Origin of the sequence: Luedemannella helvata, from assembly GCF_039528415.1 — a bacterium.
In the GTDB taxonomy this organism is placed as follows: Bacteria; Actinomycetota; Actinomycetes; order Mycobacteriales; family Micromonosporaceae; genus Luedemannella; species Luedemannella helvata.
In genome coordinates this window covers 278,619-299,814 of the sequence record NZ_BAAALS010000003.1, presented here as the reverse complement: position 1 = coordinate 299,814, position 21,196 = coordinate 278,619, and the positions used below count along the sequence as shown (strand labels likewise).

19 protein-coding genes are annotated in these 21,196 nt (G+C 73.5%); 10 read left to right on the top strand and 9 right to left on the bottom strand.

Annotation, left to right across the window (positions count from 1 at the left end):
- Positions 1–6 precede the first annotated feature (6 nt).
- Together ABD191_RS04935 and ABD191_RS04930 are read right to left on the bottom strand one after the other, a co-directional pair.
- On the bottom strand, positions 7–2,532 hold the full coding sequence (locus tag ABD191_RS04935) for a polynucleotide kinase-phosphatase (protein ID WP_344077276.1): 2,526 nt from the start codon (positions 2,530–2,532) through the stop codon (positions 7–9).
- The gene (locus ABD191_RS04930) at positions 2,529–3,938 is read right to left on the bottom strand and encodes a 3' terminal RNA ribose 2'-O-methyltransferase Hen1 (RefSeq protein ID WP_344077274.1); all 1,410 of its coding nucleotides are present in this window, start codon (positions 3,936–3,938) and stop codon (positions 2,529–2,531) included. Before ABD191_RS04930 ends, ABD191_RS04935 begins: the two co-directional genes overlap by 4 nt.
- A gap of 96 nt (positions 3,939–4,034) precedes the next feature.
- On the opposite strand from ABD191_RS04930, the gene ABD191_RS04925 reads away from it, so the two are divergent.
- Positions 4,035–5,408: an FAD-binding oxidoreductase gene (locus tag ABD191_RS04925; RefSeq protein WP_344077271.1), complete on the top strand. Its 1,374-nt coding sequence runs from the start codon at positions 4,035–4,037 to the stop codon at positions 5,406–5,408.
- A 7-nt stretch (positions 5,409–5,415) separates the two neighbouring features.
- Here ABD191_RS04925 and ABD191_RS04920 read toward each other — a convergent pair whose 3' ends face one another.
- Positions 5,416–5,736 carry a MazG-like family protein gene (locus ABD191_RS04920; protein ID WP_344077269.1) on the bottom strand — a complete coding sequence of 107 codons (321 nt, stop codon included), beginning with the start codon at positions 5,734–5,736 and terminating at the stop codon, positions 5,416–5,418.
- A complete protein-coding gene (locus tag ABD191_RS04915; RefSeq protein WP_344077267.1) occupies positions 5,733–7,196 on the bottom strand; it encodes an FAD-dependent monooxygenase in 1,464 nt (487 codons plus the stop codon). The genes ABD191_RS04920 and ABD191_RS04915 overlap by 4 nt, the downstream gene beginning before the upstream one ends.
- 95 nt (positions 7,197–7,291) lie before the next feature.
- On the opposite strand from ABD191_RS04915, the gene ABD191_RS04910 reads away from it, so the two are divergent.
- Both ABD191_RS04910 and ABD191_RS04905 read left to right on the top strand, forming a co-directional pair.
- Complete coding sequence (locus ABD191_RS04910; protein ID WP_344077265.1) at positions 7,292–7,498, top strand: helix-turn-helix domain-containing protein; 207 nt, start codon at positions 7,292–7,294, stop codon at positions 7,496–7,498.
- Between the two features lies 1 nt (position 7,499).
- Positions 7,500–7,955, top strand: a complete 456-nt coding sequence (locus tag ABD191_RS04905; protein ID WP_344077263.1) for a Clp protease N-terminal domain-containing protein — start codon at positions 7,500–7,502, stop codon at positions 7,953–7,955.
- Positions 7,956–7,960: 5 nt separating this feature from the next.
- On the opposite strand, the gene ABD191_RS04900 is transcribed toward ABD191_RS04905, so the two are convergent.
- The 3 genes from ABD191_RS04900 to ABD191_RS04890 are packed head-to-tail and all read right to left on the bottom strand — an operon-like array spanning position 7,961 to position 10,489.
- On the bottom strand, positions 7,961–8,923 hold the full coding sequence (locus ABD191_RS04900) for a TIGR03557 family F420-dependent LLM class oxidoreductase (RefSeq protein ID WP_344077262.1): 963 nt from the start codon (positions 8,921–8,923) through the stop codon (positions 7,961–7,963).
- Positions 8,924–8,933: 10 nt separating this feature from the next.
- Positions 8,934–10,127, bottom strand: a complete 1,194-nt coding sequence (locus ABD191_RS04895; protein ID WP_344077260.1) for an RNA polymerase sigma factor — start codon at positions 10,125–10,127, stop codon at positions 8,934–8,936.
- Between the two features lie 20 nt (positions 10,128–10,147).
- The gene (locus ABD191_RS04890) at positions 10,148–10,489 is read right to left on the bottom strand and encodes a YciI family protein (protein ID WP_344077258.1); all 342 of its coding nucleotides are present in this window, start codon (positions 10,487–10,489) and stop codon (positions 10,148–10,150) included.
- A 20-nt stretch (positions 10,490–10,509) separates the two neighbouring features.
- Here ABD191_RS04890 and ABD191_RS04885 point away from each other — a divergent pair, with 20 nt between their 5' ends.
- From ABD191_RS04885 to ABD191_RS04870, 4 genes are all read left to right on the top strand, one after another.
- Positions 10,510–11,202, top strand: coding sequence for a Uma2 family endonuclease (locus ABD191_RS04885; RefSeq protein WP_344077256.1), 693 nt, complete (start codon positions 10,510–10,512; stop codon positions 11,200–11,202).
- A gap of 31 nt (positions 11,203–11,233) precedes the next feature.
- Entirely contained in the window at positions 11,234–11,920 is a 687-nt protein-coding gene (locus ABD191_RS04880; RefSeq protein WP_344077255.1) for an MBL fold metallo-hydrolase, read from the top strand.
- 17 nt (positions 11,921–11,937) lie between these two features.
- Positions 11,938–12,606, top strand: coding sequence for a DNA alkylation repair protein (locus ABD191_RS04875; RefSeq protein WP_344077253.1), 669 nt, complete (start codon positions 11,938–11,940; stop codon positions 12,604–12,606).
- 241 nt (positions 12,607–12,847) lie between these two features.
- Positions 12,848–16,684, top strand: a complete 3,837-nt coding sequence (locus ABD191_RS04870) for a nidogen-like domain-containing protein (protein WP_344077251.1) — start codon at positions 12,848–12,850, stop codon at positions 16,682–16,684.
- 15 nt (positions 16,685–16,699) lie between these two features.
- Here ABD191_RS04870 and ABD191_RS04865 read toward each other — a convergent pair whose 3' ends face one another.
- Complete coding sequence (locus tag ABD191_RS04865; protein WP_344077249.1) at positions 16,700–17,113, bottom strand: hypothetical protein; 414 nt, start codon at positions 17,111–17,113, stop codon at positions 16,700–16,702.
- 5 nt (positions 17,114–17,118) lie between these two features.
- Entirely contained in the window at positions 17,119–17,607 is a 489-nt protein-coding gene (locus ABD191_RS04860) for a hypothetical protein (protein ID WP_344077246.1), read from the bottom strand.
- 148 nt (positions 17,608–17,755) lie between these two features.
- On the opposite strand from ABD191_RS04860, the gene ABD191_RS04855 reads away from it, so the two are divergent.
- From ABD191_RS04855 to ABD191_RS04845, 3 genes are read left to right on the top strand one after another with little or no spacing between them, the layout of a single operon-like run.
- Positions 17,756–18,280, top strand: coding sequence for a PadR family transcriptional regulator (locus tag ABD191_RS04855; RefSeq protein ID WP_344077244.1), 525 nt, complete (start codon positions 17,756–17,758; stop codon positions 18,278–18,280).
- Complete coding sequence (locus ABD191_RS04850) at positions 18,277–18,978, top strand: ABC transporter ATP-binding protein (RefSeq protein WP_344077242.1); 702 nt, start codon at positions 18,277–18,279, stop codon at positions 18,976–18,978. The genes ABD191_RS04855 and ABD191_RS04850 overlap by 4 nt, the downstream gene beginning before the upstream one ends.
- Positions 18,975–21,155, top strand: a complete 2,181-nt coding sequence (locus ABD191_RS04845) for an ABC transporter permease (protein ID WP_344077240.1) — start codon at positions 18,975–18,977, stop codon at positions 21,153–21,155. Before ABD191_RS04850 ends, ABD191_RS04845 begins: the two co-directional genes overlap by 4 nt.
- The last annotated feature ends 41 nt before the right edge of the window (positions 21,156–21,196 follow it).

Genomic DNA, 21,196 nt, shown 5'->3' with positions numbered 1-21,196 from the left:
GCGGCGTCACAGGCGGGGGTCCACCGGTTCCGACTCCATAGCGAGGATCGCGAAGACCGCCTCGTGGACGCGCCACAGCGGCTCATTCTTCGCGAACCGGTCCAGCGCCTCCAGACCCAGGGCGTACTCGCGCAGCGCGAGGGAGCGCTTGTGCCCCAGGTGCCGCGGGCGCAGCCGGTCCAGGTTGGCCGGCTCGGTGTAGTCGGGACCGTAGATGATGCGCAGGTACTCCCGCCCGCGCACCTTGATGCCCGGCTGCACCGGCGCCTTGGCGCCCCGCACGAAGTTGGCCAGCGGCTTGACCACCATGCCCTCGCCGCCGTCGGCCGTCAGCCCGGTCCACCAGTCCACGCCGGCGCGCACCGACGCGGCGTCCGACACGTCGACGACCAGCCGCCGGGTGGTCCGGATCAGCGCCGGGTCGGCGGCCGCCAACCGGTCGGCCACCGACAGGTGCCACTCGTGGTCGCGGTCATGGAACGTGGCCCCCTCGGCGGCGAGCACCTGGAACGGGGCCAGCAGCACCCCGTCGAGCGACGACACCGGCCAGCAGTAGCGCCGGTACGCCCGCGTGAACGCCTCCGCGTTGGCGGCCCGCGACGACGTGCGCGCGAGCAGCCCGGTCACGTCGAGGCCGCGCGCCGACGCCGCCGACAGCGCGCCGACGGCCGCCGGCAGGGCGGCGCGGGCGGCGGCGCCCACGGCCGCGTACTGGTGGCGCAGCAGGTCCTCCGCCTTCGCCGACCAGGGCAGCAGCTCGCAGTCGAGCAGCAGCCAGTCGGTGCCCAGTTCGTCCCACAGCCCGGCGTTCTCGACGGCCGCGCCGACGCGCGCCACCAGCGATTCCGTCAGGGCCGGGGCGAAGAAGGACCGGCCGGTGCGGGTGTAGACGGCGCCCAGCTCCGTTTCGCCGAACCGGGACGCGGCAGCCGACAGCGAGCGGCGCACCAGGGCCACCGCCCGCGACCCCATGTGCTTCTCCTCGCAGATCACCCGCGACACCCCGTCGGCCCGGTACGCCTCGAACGCCTCCGCCGGGTGTTCCAGCAGGTCGGGCAGCGCCGAGGTGGCGCACGGCGCCATGGTCGGCGGCAGGTACGGCAGCCAGCGCGGGTCGAGCGCGAAGCGGCTCATCACCTCCAGCGCCCCGGCGGCCTGCTCCTCCCGGACCGTGATCCGGCCCAGGTGGGCGGTCTGCACGCCCCGGTTGCCGAGCACGTCCTCGATGTCGAGCAGGTCGGACTCGCGCTCAGCCGGCCGCAGGAACGGCCGCGCCGGCTCGTACCAGACCCGCTCCGCGGGCACGGAGACGAGCTCGCGCTCGGGGTAGCGCAGCGCGGTGAGCTTGCCGCCGAACACGCAGCCGGTGTCCAGGCACATGGTGTTGTTGACCCACTCCGGCTCCGGCGTGGGCGTGTGTCCATACAGGACCATGGCGGCGCCCCGGTAGTCGCGCGCCCACGGGTAGCGCACCGGCAGGCCGAACTCGTCGGTCTCCCCCGTCGTGTCGCCGTAGAGGGCGAAGCTGCGTACCCGGCCGGAGGCGCGCCCGTGGTAGGCCTCCTTGAGGCCGGCGTGCGCGACCACGAGCCGCCCGCCGTCGAGCACCAGGTGCGAGACGAGGTCGCGGCAGAACGCCTCGACCGTGGCGCGGAACTCCGGGGGCTGCGCCGCGAGCTGCTCCAGCGTCTCCGCCAGGCCGTGCGTGGCCTGCACGTTGCGGCCGGACAGCGCGCGTACGAGCTTGTTCTCGTGGTTGCCGGGCACGGCGAGCGCGTGGCCCGCGGACACCATGCCCATCGCCAGCCGCAGCACGCCCGGTGAGTCCGGCCCGCGGTCGACGAGGTCGCCGAGGAACACGGCCGTGCGGCCGGCCGGCGGGACGGCGTCGACGGGCCGGCCGGCCGGGTCGCGCACCAGGGCGTAGCCCAGCGCGGTGAGCAGGGCCTCCAGCTCGGACCGGCAGCCGTGCACGTCGCCGATCACGTCGAACGGGCCGGTGACGTGCCGCTTGTCGGTGAGCAGCGGCTCGCGCGTGATCGTCGCCGCGTCGATCTCCTCGACGCCGCGCAGCGTGTGGACCGCCCGGAAGCCCTCCCGGGCCAGCCCGCGCAGCGAGCGGCGCAGCTGGTCGCGCTGGCGGCGCACGACGTGCGCACCGAAGGCACGGTCGGGCCGGGCGGCGTTGCGCGCGACCGCCACCGACTCGGGCACGTCGAGGACGATCGCCACGGGCAGCACGTCGTGGGCCCGGGCCACCTCGATGAGCGTGCGGCGGGCCTCGGGCTGCACGTTGGTCGCGTCGACGACCGTGAGCCGGCCGGCGGCCAGGCGCTTGCCGGCGATGTAGCGCAGCACGTCGAACGCGTCGACCGTCGCGGACTGGTCGTTCTCGTCGTCGGCGACCAGGCCCCGGCAGAAGTCGCTGGAGATCACCTCGAAGCGCCCGAAGTGCCGGGCGGCGAACGTGGACTTGCCCGAGCCGGAGACGCCGACGAGCACCACCAGGGACAGCGCGGGAAGCTTGATCACGCGGCACCCCCACGCGCGAACACGGCCAGCTGGGTGGGCGGGCCGAGTTCCTCGTCCTCCGGGCCGATGGGCAGGTAGGACACGGTGTAGCCGTACCGGGTGGCGACCGCGTCCGCCCAGGCGCGGAACTGCGCGCGGGTCCACTCGAAGCGGTGGTCGCGGTGGCGCGTGGCGCCGGCGGGCAGGTCGGGATAGCGCACGTTGTACTCCACGTTGGGGGTGGTCACGACGACCGTGCCGGGCTGGGCGTAGCCGAAGACGGACCGCTCCAGCGCCGGCAGCCGCGGCGGGTCGAGGTGCTCGATGACCTCCATGAGGACGGCCGCGTCGAAGCCGGCGTTGCGGGCGTCGCGGTAGGTCGCCGACGACTGGCGCAGCTCGACCCGCTCCCGGACGCGGTCGGGCAGCCGGCCCTTCCACAGCCGCCAGTTCGCGGCCTCCAGGGCCCGGTGCGACACGTCGACCCCGACGACCCGCGTGAACGCGGGGTCCTCGGCGAGGGCCTTGACCAGTGCTCCCTCTCCGCAGCCCAGGTCCAGCACCGTCGTGGCCCCGGCCTTCTTCAAAACTTCGAGTACGCCGTCGCGGCGCGCCTGCGCGAGCGGGACACGCCGGGCGGGCACGCCCTCGCCGTCGGCCGGGACGTCGTAGTCGAGCGCCTCCGGCTCGGTGTCGTCGACCTCGGCGAGCCGCGCGACAGCCTGCGCCACGAGGCGACGCTGGCGGGCGAGGTACCGCCGGGTGATCAGCTCGCGGTCCGGGTGGCCGGCCAGCCAGCCGTCCCCGGCCCGGATCAGCTTGTCGACCTCGTCGGGGCTCACCCAGTAGTGCTTGGCGTCGTCGAGGACGGGCAGCAGCACGTACAGGTGGTTGAGCGCGTCCGCGAGGCGCACCTCGCCGGCCAGGCGCAGGTCGACGTAGCGGGACTCGCCCCAGGCCGGCACGGTCTCGTCCAGCGGCACGGGGGCGGCGGTGACCGTCCAGCCCAGCGGGGCGAACAGCCGCCGCGCCACCTCGGGGCCGCCCCGGCAGGGCAGCGCCGGGACGTGGATCTCCAGCGGCAGGGCGCGGGCGGCGAGGTCGGGGCGGGCGTCGCAGCGGCCCGCCATGGCGGTGCGGAACACCCGGCCGAGCGCCACGGCGAACAGCGACGACGCGGCGTACGGGCGGTCGTTGACGTACTGCCCGAGCGCGAACGCGTCGGTGCGGCCCTTGCCGCGCACGAGCCCGACCGGGTCGACCTCCAGCAGCAGCGCGACCGTGCACCGGTCGGCGTCCGCCGCCGGATAGAAGACGTGGGCCCGGCCCGACGACACGTCGAACGTCTGGACCTTGTCGGGATGCTTGTGCAGCAGGTACCCGAGGTCCGTGGCGTCGGTGTCGGTCGAGGTCAGGGTCATCAGCACCGCGACAGTGTGCCGGAGGGGCCGGCCCGCGCGCATCCGAGTTGACCACGGTGGTGTAGAACGGACGCACTTTGTTGATCCACCTGGGAGGTCCCGTTGCCCCTCGACCTTTCGTCGCTGCGTGCCGGTTTCACGGGCACGATCGTCACGCCGTACGACCCGTCGTACGAGGGGGCCCGGGTGTTGTTCAACAACCGGATCCGTACCCGTCCCGCGGCGATCGCCCGGTGCGCGGACGAGGCCGACGTGGCGGCGGCCGTTCGGTTCGCCCGGGAGGCCGGGCTGGCCGTGGCCGTGCGCGGCGGCGGCCACCACGCGGCCGGTTTCTCCCTTGTGGACGGCGGGCTGGTCATCGACACGGGCGGGCTCAAGGACCTCGCGTTCGACCCGGCCACCGCGACCGTGGTCGCCGGCGCGGGCTGCGGCTGGCGCGAACTCGACCAGGTCACGTACGTCGAGCACGGGCTGGCCGGGCCGGGCGGCGAGTGCCCGACCGTACGCAACGCCGGCTACAGCATGGGCGGCGGGTACGGCTTCCTGTCCCGCACGTACGGGCTGGGCTGCGACCACATCCTCGCGGCGCGACTGGTCACCGCGGCCGGCGAGGTGCTGACCGTCACCGAGGACGAGCACCCCGACCTGCTGTGGGCGCTGCGCGGCGCGGGCGGCGCCGGGTTCGGCGTCGTGACGAGCCTGACCTACCGCCTGGACCCGGTGCCGCCGACGCTGCTGGGCGGGGTGATGGCCTGGTCGCTCGACGACGCCGAGGACGTCCTGCGCGCGTACCGCGACCTGTACACCGGCCGCGACGAGGACCGCCTGTCGATCTACCTGGCGATCGTCACCGACCCGTACCCGGACGGGGAACCGGTCCTGCTGGCCTACGGCCTGCACGTGGGCTCCGTCGAAGACGGCGAGCGGGAACTGGCGCCGCTGCGCGCGGTCGGCACGCCGCTGTTCGACGCGTTCGGCCCGACGTCCTACCTCGACCTGCAGACCGCCCTCGGCAACGAGATCATGTACGGGCTGCAGCTGTCCTGGCGGGGCGGGTACTTCGCCGACGGCGGCTTCTCCGACGAGGCGTTCGGAATCATCGTGGACGCGGCGCGGCGCATGCCGTCGGGGTACTCGATGCTGCGCTTCGACCTGCTCGGCGGGGGCGCGATCGGCGCGGTGGCCCCGGACGCGACCGCGTTCGTGCACAGGTCCCGCCTGTTCAACATCTCGATCATCGCGCAGTGGGTACGCGACGAGGAGGCCGAGGCGAACCTGCGCTGGACCGACGAGCTGCGCGACGCGCTCGCGCCGCACCTGAGCGGCGAGGTCTACCAGAACTACGCCGACGCCGGCCTGTTCGACTGGGCCGGGGCCTACTACGGCGCCAACTACCCGCGCCTGCAGGCCGTCAAGGGCGAGTACGACCCGACGGACTTCTTCCGCCACCCGCAGAGCATCCGCCTGCCCGGCTGAGGCGGGCCTACGTGGCCGAGATTCGGGAGAGCACCTTCCTGGCACACGTCAGGACGGTCTCGCGGGCGTCCAGGCCGAGCGACTCGATCGCCACGAGGGCGGTGATCACCACGTCGGCGAGTTCGGCGGCGGTGTCCTCGTCGGTCTGGTGGATCCGCTTGCGGGGGTTCTGGCCGAGCGTGCCGATGCGGGCGGCGGCCACCTCCCCGGACTCCTCCATGACCTTGAGGATGCGCAGGGTGACCTCGTGCGGGTCGCGGCCGTTGTGACCGTCCAGCCAGGCTTTCGAGGCGTGCACGGCCCGCCACAGGTCGTCGGTTTCGGTCACGTGCCCGCCCCTCGTCTCGCGGTCCAGGTAGCCAGGGCCTCGGGCAGGCCCTCGCCGGTCTCCCCCGTCCAGGCCAGGTAGCCGTCCGGGCGGACGAGCGCGCACACCCCGGCCCCCGGCGCCTCGACCAGGGTGAGGTGCGACCGCCACGGCCCTACGACCGCGCCGAGTTCCGCACCCTCGGTCGTGTCTACCAGCAGGGTTCCGCCGACGCGCAACTGCTCCCTGGCGTACGCCGCCGCCGGCCCGGCCAGCGCGTCGGGTGCCCACGCGCCGGCCCCGGCGCCCTCCATGAGCGTCGCCAGGTGCGCGAGCGGCCCCGGGTGGCGCAGGAGTTCGCCGAGGATCTCGCGCAGGGCCTCGGCGTTGTCGCCCGCGACGGACAGCGCGGCCTGCGCGCGGGTGTGCAGGATCGCCCGGTGGCCGGCGGGGTGCCGCTCGGCGTGGTACGTGTCGAGCAGGCCGGCCGGGGCGGTGCCGCGCGCGGCGGCGGCCAGCTTCCAGCCGAGGTTGACCGCGTCCAGCAGCCCGGCGTTGAGCGCGGCGCCGCCCGCGGAGAAGACGTGCGCGGCGTCGCCGGCCAGCAACACCCGCCCGGACCGGTAGGCCGCCGCCTGCCTGCTGTTGGCCACGGTGACGCGCGGCCAGCGCGCGCCGGTGATCGGCAGTTCGGTGCCGAGCACGCGGCCGACGCTTTCCCTCAGCTCATCGAGCGTCACGGTGTCCGGGACGTCCGCGGACAACGGTTCGGCGACGGCGAGGATGTACACGTCCGGGGCGGCGGTCGGGTCGAGCATCGCCTGGGGCGCGATGGTGAGCGAGCCGGTGGCGGTGCGGTTCGGTCGCATCAGCGCCAGCCGCACCCCGCGCGCCGTCAGCGTCCCGTCGGCGATGTCGACCTCGTCGGGCGGCAGGGTCACCCGCGCCATGCGGACGACCTCGTCGCTGGTGATCCCGGGGAAGGCGATGCCGGCGTGCTTGCGCACGAAGCTGCGCGCGCCGTCGCAGCCGACCAGGTACGCCGTCGTCAGCCGGTACTGGTCACCCGGACCCTGGACGCGGACGACGACCGCGTCGCCGGTCTCCTCGAAGCCGGTCACCTCGTGGCCCCGCCGGACGGTCGCCCCGACCCGGATCGCCGCGTCACCCAGCAGCTCCTCCAGGTGGCGTTGGGGAACCGGCAGCACGTGCAGCGGGCTGGTGGGAAGCCGGTCGAGTTCCAGGGACAATGGCCCGAACGGGAACCGGGGCACGGCCACGGGCGGTACGGGCAGCCCGTCGAGCAGGCCCCGGTAGGCGAGCACGCGGGTGATCTGGCCGACGAGACCGTTGGCGCGGGGTTGCTCGTCCGGGCGCGCGGCCTTGTCGAGCACGAGCGCGGGCACTCCGGCGAGCCCCAGTTCGTAGGCGAGCAGCAGTCCGGTCGGGCCGGCTCCGACGATGACGACCTCGGCTTCCACGATGCCTCCTCAGTGCGTGTCAGTCTGAACTGACACTTCGATGGGCTGTCAGTCTGCGTTGACAAACACCGCTCTGTCAACGCAGACTGACAGCCATGACCGAGGATCTGTCCGCTCGCCTGAGGTCCGCCGACCCCGCCGTGGGGCTGCGCGCCGCCGGGGCCCTGCGCCGCCTGGCCGAACGGGTGGAGGCCACCCACGTGGAGCTCGCCCGCCGCGAGGGCTGGTCGTGGGAGCAGATCGGCGACGCGCTCGGGGTGTCGCGGCAGTCGATCCACGCCAAGTACGGAAAGCGACGCTGAGATGTTCGAGAGATTCGCCGCCACCGCCCGCACCGCCGTGAAGGCCGCCGTCGAGGTGGCCCGCCAGCGGGGAGACAGCCGGGTCGGCACCGAGCACCTGCTGCTCGCCGTCCTGGCCGAACCCACCGCCGCCGGACTGCTCGGCGTCACGGCCGAGCAGGCGCGCGCGGCGGCCGAGGACCTCGACCGCCGCGCCCTGGCCGCCGTCGGCGTCGACATCGGCGACTTCCGGCCCACCGGCACCCCCGGCGCCGGCAAGCGCCCGCCGTTCAGCTCGGGGGCCCGGGAGGTCCTGTCCCGCACGCTGGCCCTCGCGGCGGCGGCGAGGTCACGCCGCATCGAGGACCGCCACCTGCTGCTCGCGCTGCTGGAACGCGACCGGCACGACCCGGTCGCGGCGCTGCTGTCCACGCTGCGGGTCGACCCGGCGACCGCCCGGACGCGGCTACAGGGCTGACGGGCTCAGCGCAGTTCCCACAGCGCGGGCAGCAGGCGGGTCCGGGCGAACTCCAGGAACTCCTCCTGCGTGTCGCCGCCGATCTGGACGAGCGCGACATGGGTGAACCCGGCGTCGAGGAACGTACGCACGGCGGCCACGTGGCGGTCGAGGTCCGGCCCGCAGGCGACCGCCCCGGCCACGTCGTCCTCCGTGACGGTGGCGCTCGCGGCGGCGAACGCGCGCGGGTCGGGCAGGTTGGCGTTCACCGGCCAGCCCAGCCCCGACCAGCGGAACTGTTCGTGCGCGAGCGTGCGGCAGGCCGCCTCGTCCGGCCCGTAGCAGACGGGCACCTGGCCGTAGCGCGGCTTGTCGCCGACCCGCTCCTGGAACGCCCGGAGGAGGTCCTCCTTCGGCTCGGTGGCCACGAGCGCGTCGGCGTACCGGACGGCCAGCTCCATGGAGTCCTCGCCGGAGACGGCCACGGCCAGGGGCACCCCGGCGTCGGGCCGGTCCCACAGTTGCGCGGCCGGCACCTCGTAGTGCTTGCCGGAATGGTGCACGGTCTCACCGGCGAGCAGCGCCTGGATGATCTCCAGCGCCTCGGCGAACATCTCATGCCGCTGGGTCGCGTGCGGCCAGGCCCCCACGATGTGCTCGTTGAGGTTCTCCCCCGCGCCCAGCCCGAGCGTGAACCGGCCCTCGGAGAGCAGCCCGATCGTGGCCGCCTTCTGCGCGACCACGGCCGGGTGGTAGCGCCGGATCGGGCAGGTCACGAACGACATGAGCCGGGCCCGTGTCGTCGCGTGCGCGACCGCGCCGAGCACCGACCACACGTACGGCGAGTGGCCCTGCTCGGCCAGCCACGGGTAGTAGTGATCGGACGCGACCAGGAAGTCGAACCCGGCCGCCTCGGCGGCGATGCCGTCCGCGACGAGCTGCTTGGGACCGCTCTGCTCCCCCATCAGGGTGTATCCGAACTCCGCCATGGCCGCTGCGCTACCCCCGCCCGCCGCCGGCAAACGCCGCCAGGCACTCCTGTTCGCGTCGCCGCAGGAACGCCGCCTCGGCGGGGCTGCCGGTACGTTCGGCCGCCGCCGCGTACTCGCCCGCCGCCTCGGCGGGGCGGCCCAGGCGGCGCAGCAGGTCGGCGCGCACGACGTGGTAGACGTGGTGGCGGCCGAGGTCCAGCTCGTCCACCAGGGCGAGCGCCCGTGCCGGGCCGGCGACCTCCGCGACCGCCACCGCGCGGTGCAGGCGGGCGACCGGGCTCGGTGCGACCGCGAGCAACTGGTCGTACAAGGTGATGATCTGTCGCCAGTCGGTGGCCGACGCCGCGTCCGCGTCGCTGTGCACCGCGTTGATCGCGGCCTGGAGCTGGTACGGCCCGGGGCGCCCGCGCCGCAGGCAGCGGCGCACCAGTGCCTGCCCCTCCGCGATCAGCGCGCGGTCCCAGCGCGAGCGGTCCTGGTCGGCGAGGAGCACGAGGTCGCCGGCACCGCTCCAGCGTGCCGGCCGCCGCGACTCGGTGAGCAGCATGAGCGCGAGCAGGCCGAGCACCTCGGGCTCGTCGGGCATCAGCGCCGCGAGCAGCCGCCCTAGCCGCACGCCCTCGGCCGCGAGCGCCCCGTCCGGCGTCGCGTGGCCCTCATTGAAGATCAGATAAACCACCGCGAGTACGGGCACCAGCCGGTCGGGCAGGTCCGCCTCGCGCGGGACCCGGTACGGGATGCGCGCGTCCCGGATCTTGGCCTTGGCGCGGCTGATCCGCTGGCCCATCGTGGCCTCGGGAACGACGAAGGCCCGGGCGATCTCGGCCGTGCCCAGCCCGCCGAGCAGCCGCAGCGTGAGGGCGACCTGAGCGTCGACGCCCAACGCCGGATGGCAACAGGTGAAGATCAGCCTCAGCCGGTCGTCGTCCACAGGACTCTCCGTCTCCGGTTCGTCGGGGGCATGCAGCAGCGCCGCCTCGGCCTGGCGGTCGGCGCGGACCGCCTCGCGCCGGCGGCGGTCGATGGCCCGGTTGCGCGCGGTCGTGATGATCCAACCGGCCGGGCTGGGCGGCAGGCCGTCCTCAAGCCAGCGCCGCAGTGCGGTCGCGAAGGCGTCCTGCACCGCGTCCTCGGCGGCGTCGAGGTCGCCGAGGACGCGGGTCAGGACGGCGACCGCCCGGCCGTACTCCGCCCGGAACACGGCCTCGATCTCCGCTTTGCCTACTGGGCGAACGGTCGCACCTCGATCGGCAGAGTGGTGATCTCGGCCAGCCGGGTGGCCCAGCCGAGCGCGGCGTCGAGATCCTCGGCCGCCACGATCGTCAGCCCGCCGAGGTGCTCCTTGCCCTCCACGTACGGGCCGTCGGTGACCAGCGTCCGGCCGTCGGCGTGCCGGACCACGGTGGCGGTGTCGGCCGGGAACAGCCCGGCGGCGAACACCCACGCGCCGGCCGCGCGCATCTCGTCGTTGAGCGCGTTGAGCTTGTCCATGATCGGGCCGAGGACCTCCGGCCCGGGCGGCGGCCCGTCCGGCTGGTAGATGCTGAGCAGGTACTGGGGCATGGCAGGTCTCCTTCTCACTGATGATGACCTTTCACCCTCTACACGAACAGCCGCCCCGGATTTCGACACCGGCGCCGCAACCGGTTCCCGTAGGGTCGTCGCATGACGGTCGTGGTGCGCATCAAGGGCTCCGCCCCTGCTGGGCCGCTCACGGCCGCCGACATGCCGCTCATCGACATCGAGGCCGCCCGTTCGAGATCAGCGACGGGAAGTTGGAGATCTCGACTCCGCCGACGCCCTGGCACCAGATCACGACCCGCGCGGTGCAGAACCTGCTCGACGCGCGATACCCGTCAACATTGAGCGATGTTCCGCTCGCCGTGGGTGACAACGGCCGGCGGCCCGACGTGATCGCCCTCGAGCTGACGCGCGAGGAGATCCTCGACAGACGGCTCACCATCGCGCTCCCCGACATGGTCAAGGTCGCCGTGGAGGTCATCTCGCACGACCCCGATCCGCGCCGCGACGCCATCGCCGTGCGCCGCGACCGGGAGACCAAGTTCGCCGAGTACGCCAGCGTCGGCATTCCCGAGTACTGGATCGTCGACGAGATCCCGGACGACCCGCGCGATGCCACAGTCGAGATCTTCCGCCTTGAGGCGGGACGCTACCGGCTCGCGTCCACCGCGAAACTCTCCGACCTCACCTCCCGCGCCGGAACCCCCAGGATCGCGTCCGCGACTCCTCCGGAGGCGACCAGCGAGGAACTTTGATGCCGCCCGCCGAAAGCGGCACTATGGGCGGATGGTGGCGGCGACCGTTCGGCGGGTGGATTTCGGGTACTTCGTGCGACCACCCGAGGAGACCGGCACCGGCCGCGCGCGGGTGGAACCCTGTCTGGGGTACGTGGTCGACCACCCCAAGGGGATGATCCTGTTCGACACGGGGATGGGCGCCCACCCGGAGGTCGACGCGCACTACCGGCCGCGCCGGATCGGGCTGGCCGAGGCGCTCGCCGCGATCGACGCCTCGCTGTCCGACGTGCGCCTCGCCGCCAACTGTCACCTGCACTTCGACCATTGCGGCGGCAACCCGCTGCTCGGCACGACGCCGGTGTTCGTCCAGGCGACCGAGCTGGACGCCGCCCGCGACACCCCCGACTACACGCTGCCCGACCTGCTCGACGGCAGCCGGTTCGAGGTCGTCGCCGGCGAGGTGGAGCTGCTGCCGGACGTGTACCTCGTGCCCACGCCCGGCCACACGGACGGGCACCAGTCGCTCGTGGTACGCCGGCCCGACGGGGCGGTCATCGTCGCGGGGCAGAGCCACGACACAGCCACGGAGTACGCTGCCGACCAGCTCGCCTGGCGCGCCCACCGCGACGGGCACGGACCGCCGCTGCCGGACATCCCGGCGTGGCTGGACGTTCTGCAGAAGCTCGACCCGTGCCGGGTCTACTTCGCGCACGACCGATCGGTCTGGGTGCCCTGACCGGGGAGGGAGCCGTGATGGCCGAGACAACCGTGGCCGACCTGATGGCCGAGCTGGCCGCGCTCGACGACCCGAAGCTGCGCGCGGTCAACGAGAAGCACGGCGACGATCACGGGGTGAACCTCGGTCAGTTGCGCGCGATCGCGAAGCGGCTGAAGACCCAGCAGGACCTCGCACGCGAGCTGTGGGCCACCGGTGACAGCGCCGCGCGGCTGCTGGCGCTGCTGATCTGCCGGCCGAAGGCGTTCACCCGCGAGGAGCTGGACACCATGCTGCGGGGGGCGCGCACCCCGAAGGTGCAGGACTGGCTCGTGAACTACGTGGTGAAGAAGAGCCCGCACGCCGAGGACCTGCGGGTGGCCTGGTTCGACGACCCGGACCCGGCGGTCGCGAGCGCCGGCTGGGCGCTGACCACGGAACGGGTCGCGAAGAAGCCCGACGGCCTCGACCTGCCGGGACTGCTCGACCTCATCGAGGCGCAGATGAAGGACGCCCCGGACCGCCTGCAGTGGGCCATGAACCATTGCCTGGCCCAGATCGGCATCGACCACGCCGAACACCGCACCCGCGCGATCGACATCGGGGAGCGCCTGGAGGTCCTGAAGGACTACCCCACTCCCCCGAACTGCACCTCCCCGTTCGCCCCCATCTGGATCAACGAGATGGTGCGCCGCAGTACGGTTTAACGCGACGTCTGGGCGTACCGGTCCATGGATATCCGGTCGCCCGGTGCCCCTCACGACGTCGACCATCGGGGCGTCTCCACGTTGGTCGGGGTTAGTCGGGAACACGCCTCAGTAGAGCGATGTTTGTCGATTGTCGCTAGCGTGCGGGCGGTCATGGGTGAGCCGGACCGGCGCGTCCCACGCACCGGCCCGGCCACCGCTTCCGTTCCGTCCCAACGGTCAGCGGTTAGGGGAACCCTCCATGCTCCGACCACGCTCCACCCTGCGCAGGATCGGCCGCGTCGTCGCGGCCGGCACCGTCGTCGCGCTGTGCCTGACGCCCGTCGTCGCCAGCGCCCAATCCAGCCCTCCACAGCCGGCGTCCGCCCCGCAGGCGCCCACCGACCGGCGCCCGACCTCGTCGGCCGCCCCGCTCAAGGGCCTGCGGATCTCCGCGCCGAAGTCGACCGAGCGCGGCAGCGTCGTCGTTACGGGCAAGACGTTCGGCAAGGCGACCGTACAGATCACCGGCGGGGTCCTGCCGGTCGTGGCGACCGCCGTCGCGGACGGTACGTTCCGCGCCGAGGTGCTGCTGCGACCCAACGCGCCGCACCGGCTCACGGCGACGGCCTACGTGGGTACGCGCGCCGTGGCCACGAAGACCGTCTCCGTGCGGCAGCGGCTGAACCGGCCGTCCGGCACGCTCACCGGCCGGGTCCTGGACGTGTCGTCGAAGGCGCCGGTCGAGGGCGCCTCGGTGCGGTACGGGGCGCGCCGGGCCACCACCGACAGCGCGGGCCGGTTCACGCTGACCGGGCTGCCGGCCGGCGGGGTCGCCGCGACCGTGTGGTCGGCGGGCCGGCTGACCGGCCTGGCGGTCGGGCAGCTCGCGGGCGGTACCGGCGACGCGGGTGACGTGCGGGTGCAGAAGCTCGCCGCGCCGAGGAAGGTCGGCCCGCGCGGGGCCAGCTTCTCCGGTCCGGGCTGGCGGGTGGACATCCCGGCCGGCGCCCTGAACCGGCCCACGGACGTCATGGTGACCCCGCTGGTGTTCACCGGCGCGCAGGACGTGTACGGCGCGCCGTTCGTCGACATCTCGCCGTCCGGCCTGCGGTTCGCCCGGCCGGCGACCATCACGGTCGACCCGGGGGTGATCGGCCTGCCCGCCAACCGTACCGAGATCGTGGTCGTCGACCCGGACGTGCCGACGAGCACCACGGTCGCCGCGCGCAATGTGGGCGGCAAGCTGGTCGTCCAGCTGCGCGACGTGCGCGGTGCGCAGGTGCGCGCGCGCAGCATCACGCCGTTCGGTACCACGGCCGACTACTGCACCCCGTTCGCCTCGCCGGCCGACGCGCTGGCCGCCGTGGCGTACCTGGGGGCGACCCTCGTGCCGTTCCTGGCCAACACGGCCGGCCAGACCTCGGTGGACTACACGGTCGAGTACCTGCTGGGCGGCGTGCCGACAACGACTCGCCGGACCGTGTCCGACCAGGCCGCCCTCGACGCGTTCGCCGCCGCGGCACCGACCCTCACCAGCGCCGGCCAGGTGCTCGACAACGTCGAGACGGCCGTGAACGCGGCGCCGCCCGTACTGCGGGCGCCGACCGACCCGACGACGATCGACCTGCGGGACTTTCCGAGCACGGCGACGTCACTGGGCCGCAGCGTACGCATGACGGACTACACGTTCCCGCCGCTCAGCGACCCCGGCATCATCGCCGGCGGCGTCGGCGGGGTCGCGATCGGCGGGACGTTCATCCCGGACGACCGCACGTTCACCGGGCCGCTGCGGTTCATCCCGACCGCCGACTCGAACGGCAAGCTCGTCAACGTGGAGCTGGAGGCGGACCTGACGTTGCGGGTCCTCGACTCGTTCGACTTCTGCGACGGCAACCCGGGCGGGTCGCTCATCCAGCAGGCCACCATCCCGCTGAGCCGGCTGGAGGCGACACCGCTGGCGGGCGGCGGCTTCTACGGCAAGCCGATCCTGTTCCAGGCCGACGCCCCGCTGGACCGGCTGCGCCGCGACGTGACCGACCTGTTCGAGGACAACGACGCCGGTGACGACGACGGGATCCCGGACCGGCAGCCGTGGGCGGGTGCCACCTTCCCGCTCGACAACTGCCCGACCACGCCGAACGTCGACCAGACCGACACGGACGGCGACGGTGCGGGCGACGCCTGCGACGATCCCGATGACCCGGACAACCCGGGCGACGACCTGCCGCCTGGCGGCGTGCCGGACGACCCGGGCAACCCCGACGGCGGCGACGCGCCCGACAGCGGTCCGCGCGACCCTGGCGCGGGCGGCAGCTACGGCGACCCCCACCTGATCACGTTCGACGGCGGGGCGTACAGCTTTCAGGCGACCGGCGACTACGTGCTCGCGCAGTCCACCATGGACGGCTTCGAGGTGCAGAGCCGGTTCGCGCGGCTGCCCGGGGGCCTCGGCACGGTGTCGTACAACTTCGGGGTCGCGGCCCGGGTGGGCGCGTCGGTCATCGCGTTCGGCGACGACGCCACGATCAGGCGCCGCGACCCGCTCGTGGTCACCCTCGACGGGCAGCGCGTCCCGATGACCGACGGGCTGCGGCGCGAGCTGCCGGGCGGGGCCGTGCTCACGTACGGCGCCACGCGCGGTGCGGTCGTGCGCTGGCCGGACGGGACCGAACTGGCCGCGGGCCGGTGGACGGGCGACAACGCGTTCGTCACCCTGGCCAAGGCCCGGTGGGGCACGACCCGAGGGCTGGCCGGCAACGCCAACCGCGATCCCAGGGACGACCTCGCCACGCCGGACGGCGTACCCGTAAAAGATCTTTACAACCGCGATGCCTTGTACGGGTCGTTCGCGCAGGGCTGGCGGCGCACCGGCACGGCGTCGCTGTTCCGCACGACGCTGCCCGACAACATGCGGCTGCCCGTGGACCCGTCGGCGATCGTCACGCTCGCCGACCTCAGCGCGGACACGCGGGCGGCGGCCGAGCGGGTGTGCCGCGAACGCGGGCTCAAGCCCGGCGCCGGGCTGGAACAGTGCGTCCTCGACGTGGCCCTCAGCGGCGACGACACGATGGCCGACGACTCGGCGGTCGTCGCCAACCGGCTGCGCCAGTCCGTCGACCTCGGGCCACTCGGCGCGACCGTCGAGGACTCCGCGCACATCCGGTTGGGCCAGCGGGTCACCGGGTCGATCACTACGGCGCTGCGCGCGGACGTGTACACGATCGACCTGACGGCCGGTGACCGGGTACGGGTGTCCACGCCCGCCACGTGCACGAACGCGGGCACCTTCTCGGTCACGATCGTCGGGCCGGACGGGCAGCCCATCGGGCGTACGCGCGGCACCGGGTGCGGGTCGCTGGGGCTGACCGGGTTGCGCCAGACGGGCCGGTACACGGTGATCGTGTTCGACCAGGGTGGCTTCACCGGGTCCTACGAGGTGCAGGTCGACGGGGACCGGCTCGGGCTCACCTGCCAGGCGACCGAGGTGGCCGCGAACGACGACGAATCCGGCCCGGAGGTGAACCTGCCGTTCACGGTCGACTTCAAGGGGCGGCGGTTCTCGTCGCTGTGGGTCAACAACAACGGCAACGTGACGTTCGACGGCCCGATGGGCACGTACACGCCCGGGTCGCTGACGACGACCAGCCGGGCCGTCGTGGCGGCCTGGTGGGCCGACGTGGACACCCGCGGCGCCGACTCGCACCCGGTGCGCTACGGCACCGGCACGGTCGACGGGCGGCGCGCGTTCTGCGTCGACTACGACCGGGTCGGCTACTTCGACCGGCACGACGACAAGCTGAACTCGTTCCAGCTCTACCTCGTCGACCGCGGCGACGTGGCGGCGGGCGCGTTCGACATCGTGTTCCGGTACCGCCAGCTGGCCTGGGAGACCGGCGACGCGAGCGGCGGCGCGAACGGGCTGGGCGGCACGTCCGCGGCGGCCGGCTACACCAACGGCACCGCGAGCGCCGGGACGTTCCTGGAGCTGCCCGGCTCCCGCACGCCGGGCGCGCTGCTGGACTCCTCGGCGACGGGCCTGACCCGCACGTCCACCAACAGCGACGAGGCGGGCGTGCACGTGTTCCCGATCCGATGAACCGGGCGCGGGCGGTCACTGGACCGGTGACCGCCCGCGCGACCTCAGGTACGGGCGGATGACCGGCGCGGCGGCGAGCGACACGGCGGCCAGCGTGGTGATGACCGCGTGCGCTACCCGCGCGGTCGTGCCGCCCTCACCCAGGCCGTACGCGGCGTACCCGTTAGCGGCAGCGTCCGTGACCAGCACCGCCACGGCGAGGTGCAGCCCGGCCGCCCGTCGCGCCCACAACAGGCCGGCGGCCAGCGGGTCGACCAACGTCAACGACGTGAAGTACCCCGCCAGCCAGGGCGGCGCCCAGTCGTACGGGGTGAGGCCCCCGGCGACGAGCTGTCCGATGTGGACGACCGTCCCGTAGCAGAGGACCGCCACCAGGCCGCCCCACAGGACGCGCACGTGGCGGGGCATGCCCCGGCGCGCCGTAACCATTGCGGTCAGCTCAGGCGACGCAGGTAGCGGCCCAGCAGGGCCGTGCCGATCCGGCCGGCCACCATGGCGAGCACCAGCGGGCCCAGCGCCGCGACCCACACGCCCCACAGTGGCAGCGGTCGCCAGAACACCCACAGGAAGAGGGCGCTGACGGCGATGACCCACAGGAACATCCGCAGGAAGATCTTCGCGCCGTAGGAGGCGTCCTGCTCGCCCGCTTCGATCAGCACGTTCACCATGCCGACGACGACGAAGCTCACCGCGAAGACGGCGAGCGTGAGCGCGACCGTCCAGTTGATGAGGACGGTCGTCGACTGGGCACCGCCCCACTCCTGCACACCGACGTGCACGTCGCGCAGCCAGGCGATCGCGGCGTTGCCGCTGTCGTCCGGCCGCTCGGGTTGGGTCCCGGCCACCAGGCCGATCAGGGGCAGCAGCACGCTGACGACGCCAGCGAGTTCGGCCAGCTTCGTGAGGAGGGGTCGGCGATCCATCGGATCAGCCTGCGGGGCGGGTGGGGGATCGACAAGGCGTCGCCCGGCCGGTCTTTTCGACCGCTCCGGTCAGCCGGGCCCCGGGCAGGCCGGGAAATACACGTCGCGGATATATACTCAGCGTATACTCGTAGTGTAGGTTCGTCTCATGAGCGTTCCCCTCACCCTCCTCGGACTGCTGGAGCGCGAGCCCAGCCACGGCTACGACCTCAAGCGGGACTACGACACGTACTTCGGCCGTGGCCGGCCGCTCCCCTTCGGCCAGGTGTACGCGACGCTGGGCCGGCTGGCCCGCGACGGCAAGGTCGTCATGGGCGAGGTCGGCCCCGGGGTCGGCCCGGAGCGCAAGCGGTATGTGATCACAGAGAAGGGCGCGACCGAGGTCGACGCGTGGCTCACCGAGCCGGTCGAGCCCGAGCCGCACCTGCAGACGGTGCTGTTCACCAAGGTGGTCCTCGCGCTGATGCTGGACCGGCCCGCGGCCGACTACCTCAACACGCAGCGCGCCATGCACCTCAGGCGGATGCGGGAGCTGACCGAGATCAAGCGGTCGGGCGGCCTGATCGACACGCTGCTCGCCGACCACGGCCTGTTCCATCTGGAATCCGACCTGCGCTGGATCGACGTCACGGCGGCCCGCCTGGACGCACTGGCCAAGGAGGTCAAGCCATGAGCGAGCGTAGCGAGCGAAGCGACGGCATGATCGAGGCGCGCGACGTCAGGCTCACCTTCGGTTCGACGCCCGCCCTGCGGGGCGCGAACCTGTCCGTGGCCCGGGGCGAGATCGTCGCCGTCATGGGGCCCAGCGGCTCGGGAAAATCCACCCTGCTGCACTGCCTCGCCGGCATCCTCGTCCCGGACGAGGGCGAGGTGTGGTTCGACGGCCAGCGCGTCGACACGATGAACGAGGAGCGGCGCAGCATGCTGCGGCGCGACCGGTTCGGGTTCGTGTTCCAGTTCGGTCAGCTCGTCCCCGAGCTGACCGCGGTCGAGAACGTCGCCCTGCCCCTGCTGCTCGCGGGCGCCCGCCGGCCGAAGGCGGTCGCCGAGGCGGGCGCGTGGTTCGAGCGGCTGGGCCTGGGCGGCCTGGAGGGCCGCCGGTCGGGCGAGCTGTCCGGCGGGCAGGCGCAGCGGGTCGCGCTGGCCCGCGCGCTCGTCGCCAAACCCGAGGTGATCTACGCCGACGAGCCGACCGGCGCGCTGGACACCCTCACCGGCGAGCAGGTCATGGACCTGCTGGTCACCGCCGCCCGCGCGCAGGGCACCACGGTCGTGCTGGTCACGCACGAGGCGCGCGTCGCCGCGTACGCCGACCGCCAGGTGATCGTCACCGACGGCCGCGTGGACGCGCTCGTCGAGGTCCTGTCGTGATCCGCTTCGGGCTGCGCCTCACCATGGCCGGCGGGCGGGAGGCGGTGGGCCGGCTGGTCATCATCGCCACGGCCGTGGCCCTCGGCGTCGGTCTCCTGCTGGCCACGCTGGCCGGCATCAACGCCGTCGACGAACAGAACAAGCGGTACGCCTGGTTCAACACCGGTTTCGAGGACACCCAGCCGCAGACCGGTGCCGCGCCGCTGTGGTGGCAGCCGAGCCAGTCCTACTTCGACGGCGGCACCATCGTGCGCTTCGACGTGGCGGCCACGGGCCCGACGTCGCCCGTACCGCCGGGCGTCGACCGGCTCCCCGCCGCGGGCGAGTTCTACGTGTCCCCCGCCCTGCGTGACCTGATCGCGAGGACCCCGGCCGACCAGCTGGGCGACCGCTTCGCCGGTCGCCAGGTCGGCGTGCTCGGCGACGCCGCGCTGCCGTCGCCGGAGTCGCTCATCGCGGTCGTGGGACGCACGGCCGCCGACCTCGAGGCCGCGGGCGCCAAGCAGGTGACCAGGATCGGCGTGAGCGACCCGGCCACGTGCGCCAGGTGCGTGGCCGGCAACCCGACCGACGCGATGGCCCTCATCCTCAGCGTGGTCGCCGGCGCCCTGATCTTCCCGGTGCTCATCTTCATCGGTACGGCCACCCGCCTCACCGCGGCCCGCCGCGAGCAGCGGTTCGCGGCCATGCGGCTGGTGGGCGCCACCCCGAGGCAGGTCAGCGTCATCGCCGCCGTGGAGTCGACAGCCGCCGCTGCCATCGGTACCGCTGTGGGTTTTCTGGTCTTCGTCGCGCTGCGGGGACCCCTCGCGGCCGTGCCGTTCACCGGGGTGCCGTTCTACCCGGCCGACCTGACGCTCACGGCGACGGACGCGCTGCTCGTGGCCATCGGGGTGCCGGTCGCGGCGGGCGTCGCGGCCCGGCTGGCGCTGCGCCGGGTGCGGGTCTCACCGCTGGGGGTCACGCGCCGCGTGACGCCGCGCCCACCGCGCGCCTGGCGGCTCGTCCCGCTGCTGGCCGGCGTCGGGGAGCTGGCCTGGTTCGTCGGCCGCCGGCCGGACACGTCCACCGGGCAGATCGCGGCGTTCCTGCCCGGGTTCCTGCTCATCATGGTGGGCCTGGTGATCGCCGGACCGTGGCTCACCCTGGTCGGCGCCCGGCTGCTGGCCCGGCGCGCCCACCGGCCCGCGACGATCATCGCGACGCGCCGGCTGGCGGACAACCCGCAGGCCGCGTTCCGGGCGGTCAGCGGCCTGGTCCTCGCGCTGTTCGTGACGAGTGTGGCCGTCGGGGTGATCACCACGATCGTGGCGAACCGGGGTCCGCAGCACTCCGGCAGCCTCACCGACACGACCCTGAGCATGTGGACGGAGCCCGACGACGAGGCGGCTCCCGCCGTGCTCGCCGTGCCGGGGGTACGCAGCGCGACGCTGGTCCGCGAGAACCCCGACCGCGAGGGCGGTGTCATGCCGGGCGTCGTGGCGTGCGCCGACCTGGCCCGCGCCCCGGAGTACGGCCGGTGCGCGGACGGCGCGACCGCCGCCTACGTGTGGAGCGACCTGGTCGGGTACCGCGAGAAGACGGGCGCGCACACGGTGTGGCCGGCGGCGCCGTACACGGCCGCGCAGGTGGCGGGGCTGCCCGCGATGGCATACGTGGTCAACACCGACGGGTCCACGGCCGCGATCGAGCGGGCCCGCACGGTGCTGATGGCGGCGTACCCGGACCGCTTTCGCACGCCAGCGACGCAGTACGACATCGAGAACGACTTCACCAGGACGCTGGCCGGCTGGCAGCAGCTGGCCAACGTGGTGATCCTGGCCAGCCTGCCGATCGCGGGCTGCAGCCTGGCCGTGAGCGTGGCGGCCGGCCTCAGCGAACGCAAGCGCCCGTTCGCCCTGCTGCGGCTGACCGGCGTGCGGCTGCGGACGCTGCGTCGGGTGGTCGCCCTGGAGAGCGCCGTGCCGCTGCTTCTCGTGGCCGTCGTGGCGATCGGCGCCGGGTTCGGGGCGGCCGCGCTGTTCCTCAGGGCGCAGCTGGACTACGCGCTCACGGCCCCGGGCGCCGGCTACTACGCGACCGTCGTCGCCGGCCTCGCGGCGTCCCTGGCGATCATCGCCTCGACGCTGCCATGGCTGCGACGCGTCACCGGCCCGGACACCGCCCGCAACGACTGAGACCGTACGGGGGCCGGCGCGCGGCCGGCCCCCGTACGCGA

What these genes read in the sequence shown, in the direction of transcription:
- ABD191_RS04865 (WP_344077249.1), bottom strand. Translation starts at nt 17,113, where the DNA reads ATGGTTACGGCGCGCCGGGGCATGCCCCGCCACGTGCGCGTCCTGTGG.
- ABD191_RS04890 (WP_344077258.1), bottom strand. Translation starts at nt 10,489, where the DNA reads ATGCCCCAGTACCTGCTCAGCATCTACCAGCCGGACGGGCCGCCGCCC.
- ABD191_RS04855 (WP_344077244.1), top strand. Translation starts at nt 17,756, where the DNA reads ATGAGCGTTCCCCTCACCCTCCTCGGACTGCTGGAGCGCGAGCCCAGC.
- ABD191_RS04910 (WP_344077265.1), top strand. Translation starts at nt 7,292, where the DNA reads ATGACCGAGGATCTGTCCGCTCGCCTGAGGTCCGCCGACCCCGCCGTG.
- ABD191_RS04880 (WP_344077255.1), top strand. Translation starts at nt 11,234, where the DNA reads ATGGTGGCGGCGACCGTTCGGCGGGTGGATTTCGGGTACTTCGTGCGA.
- ABD191_RS04905 (WP_344077263.1), top strand. Translation starts at nt 7,500, where the DNA reads ATGTTCGAGAGATTCGCCGCCACCGCCCGCACCGCCGTGAAGGCCGCC.
- ABD191_RS04900 (WP_344077262.1), bottom strand. Translation starts at nt 8,923, where the DNA reads ATGGCGGAGTTCGGATACACCCTGATGGGGGAGCAGAGCGGTCCCAAG.
- ABD191_RS04885 (WP_344077256.1), top strand. Translation starts at nt 10,510, where the DNA reads ATGATGACCTTTCACCCTCTACACGAACAGCCGCCCCGGATTTCGACA.
- ABD191_RS04860 (WP_344077246.1), bottom strand. Translation starts at nt 17,607, where the DNA reads ATGGATCGCCGACCCCTCCTCACGAAGCTGGCCGAACTCGCTGGCGTC.
- ABD191_RS04870 (WP_344077251.1), top strand. Translation starts at nt 12,848, where the DNA reads ATGCTCCGACCACGCTCCACCCTGCGCAGGATCGGCCGCGTCGTCGCG.
- ABD191_RS04875 (WP_344077253.1), top strand. Translation starts at nt 11,938, where the DNA reads ATGGCCGAGACAACCGTGGCCGACCTGATGGCCGAGCTGGCCGCGCTC.
- ABD191_RS04850 (WP_344077242.1), top strand. Translation starts at nt 18,277, where the DNA reads ATGAGCGAGCGTAGCGAGCGAAGCGACGGCATGATCGAGGCGCGCGAC.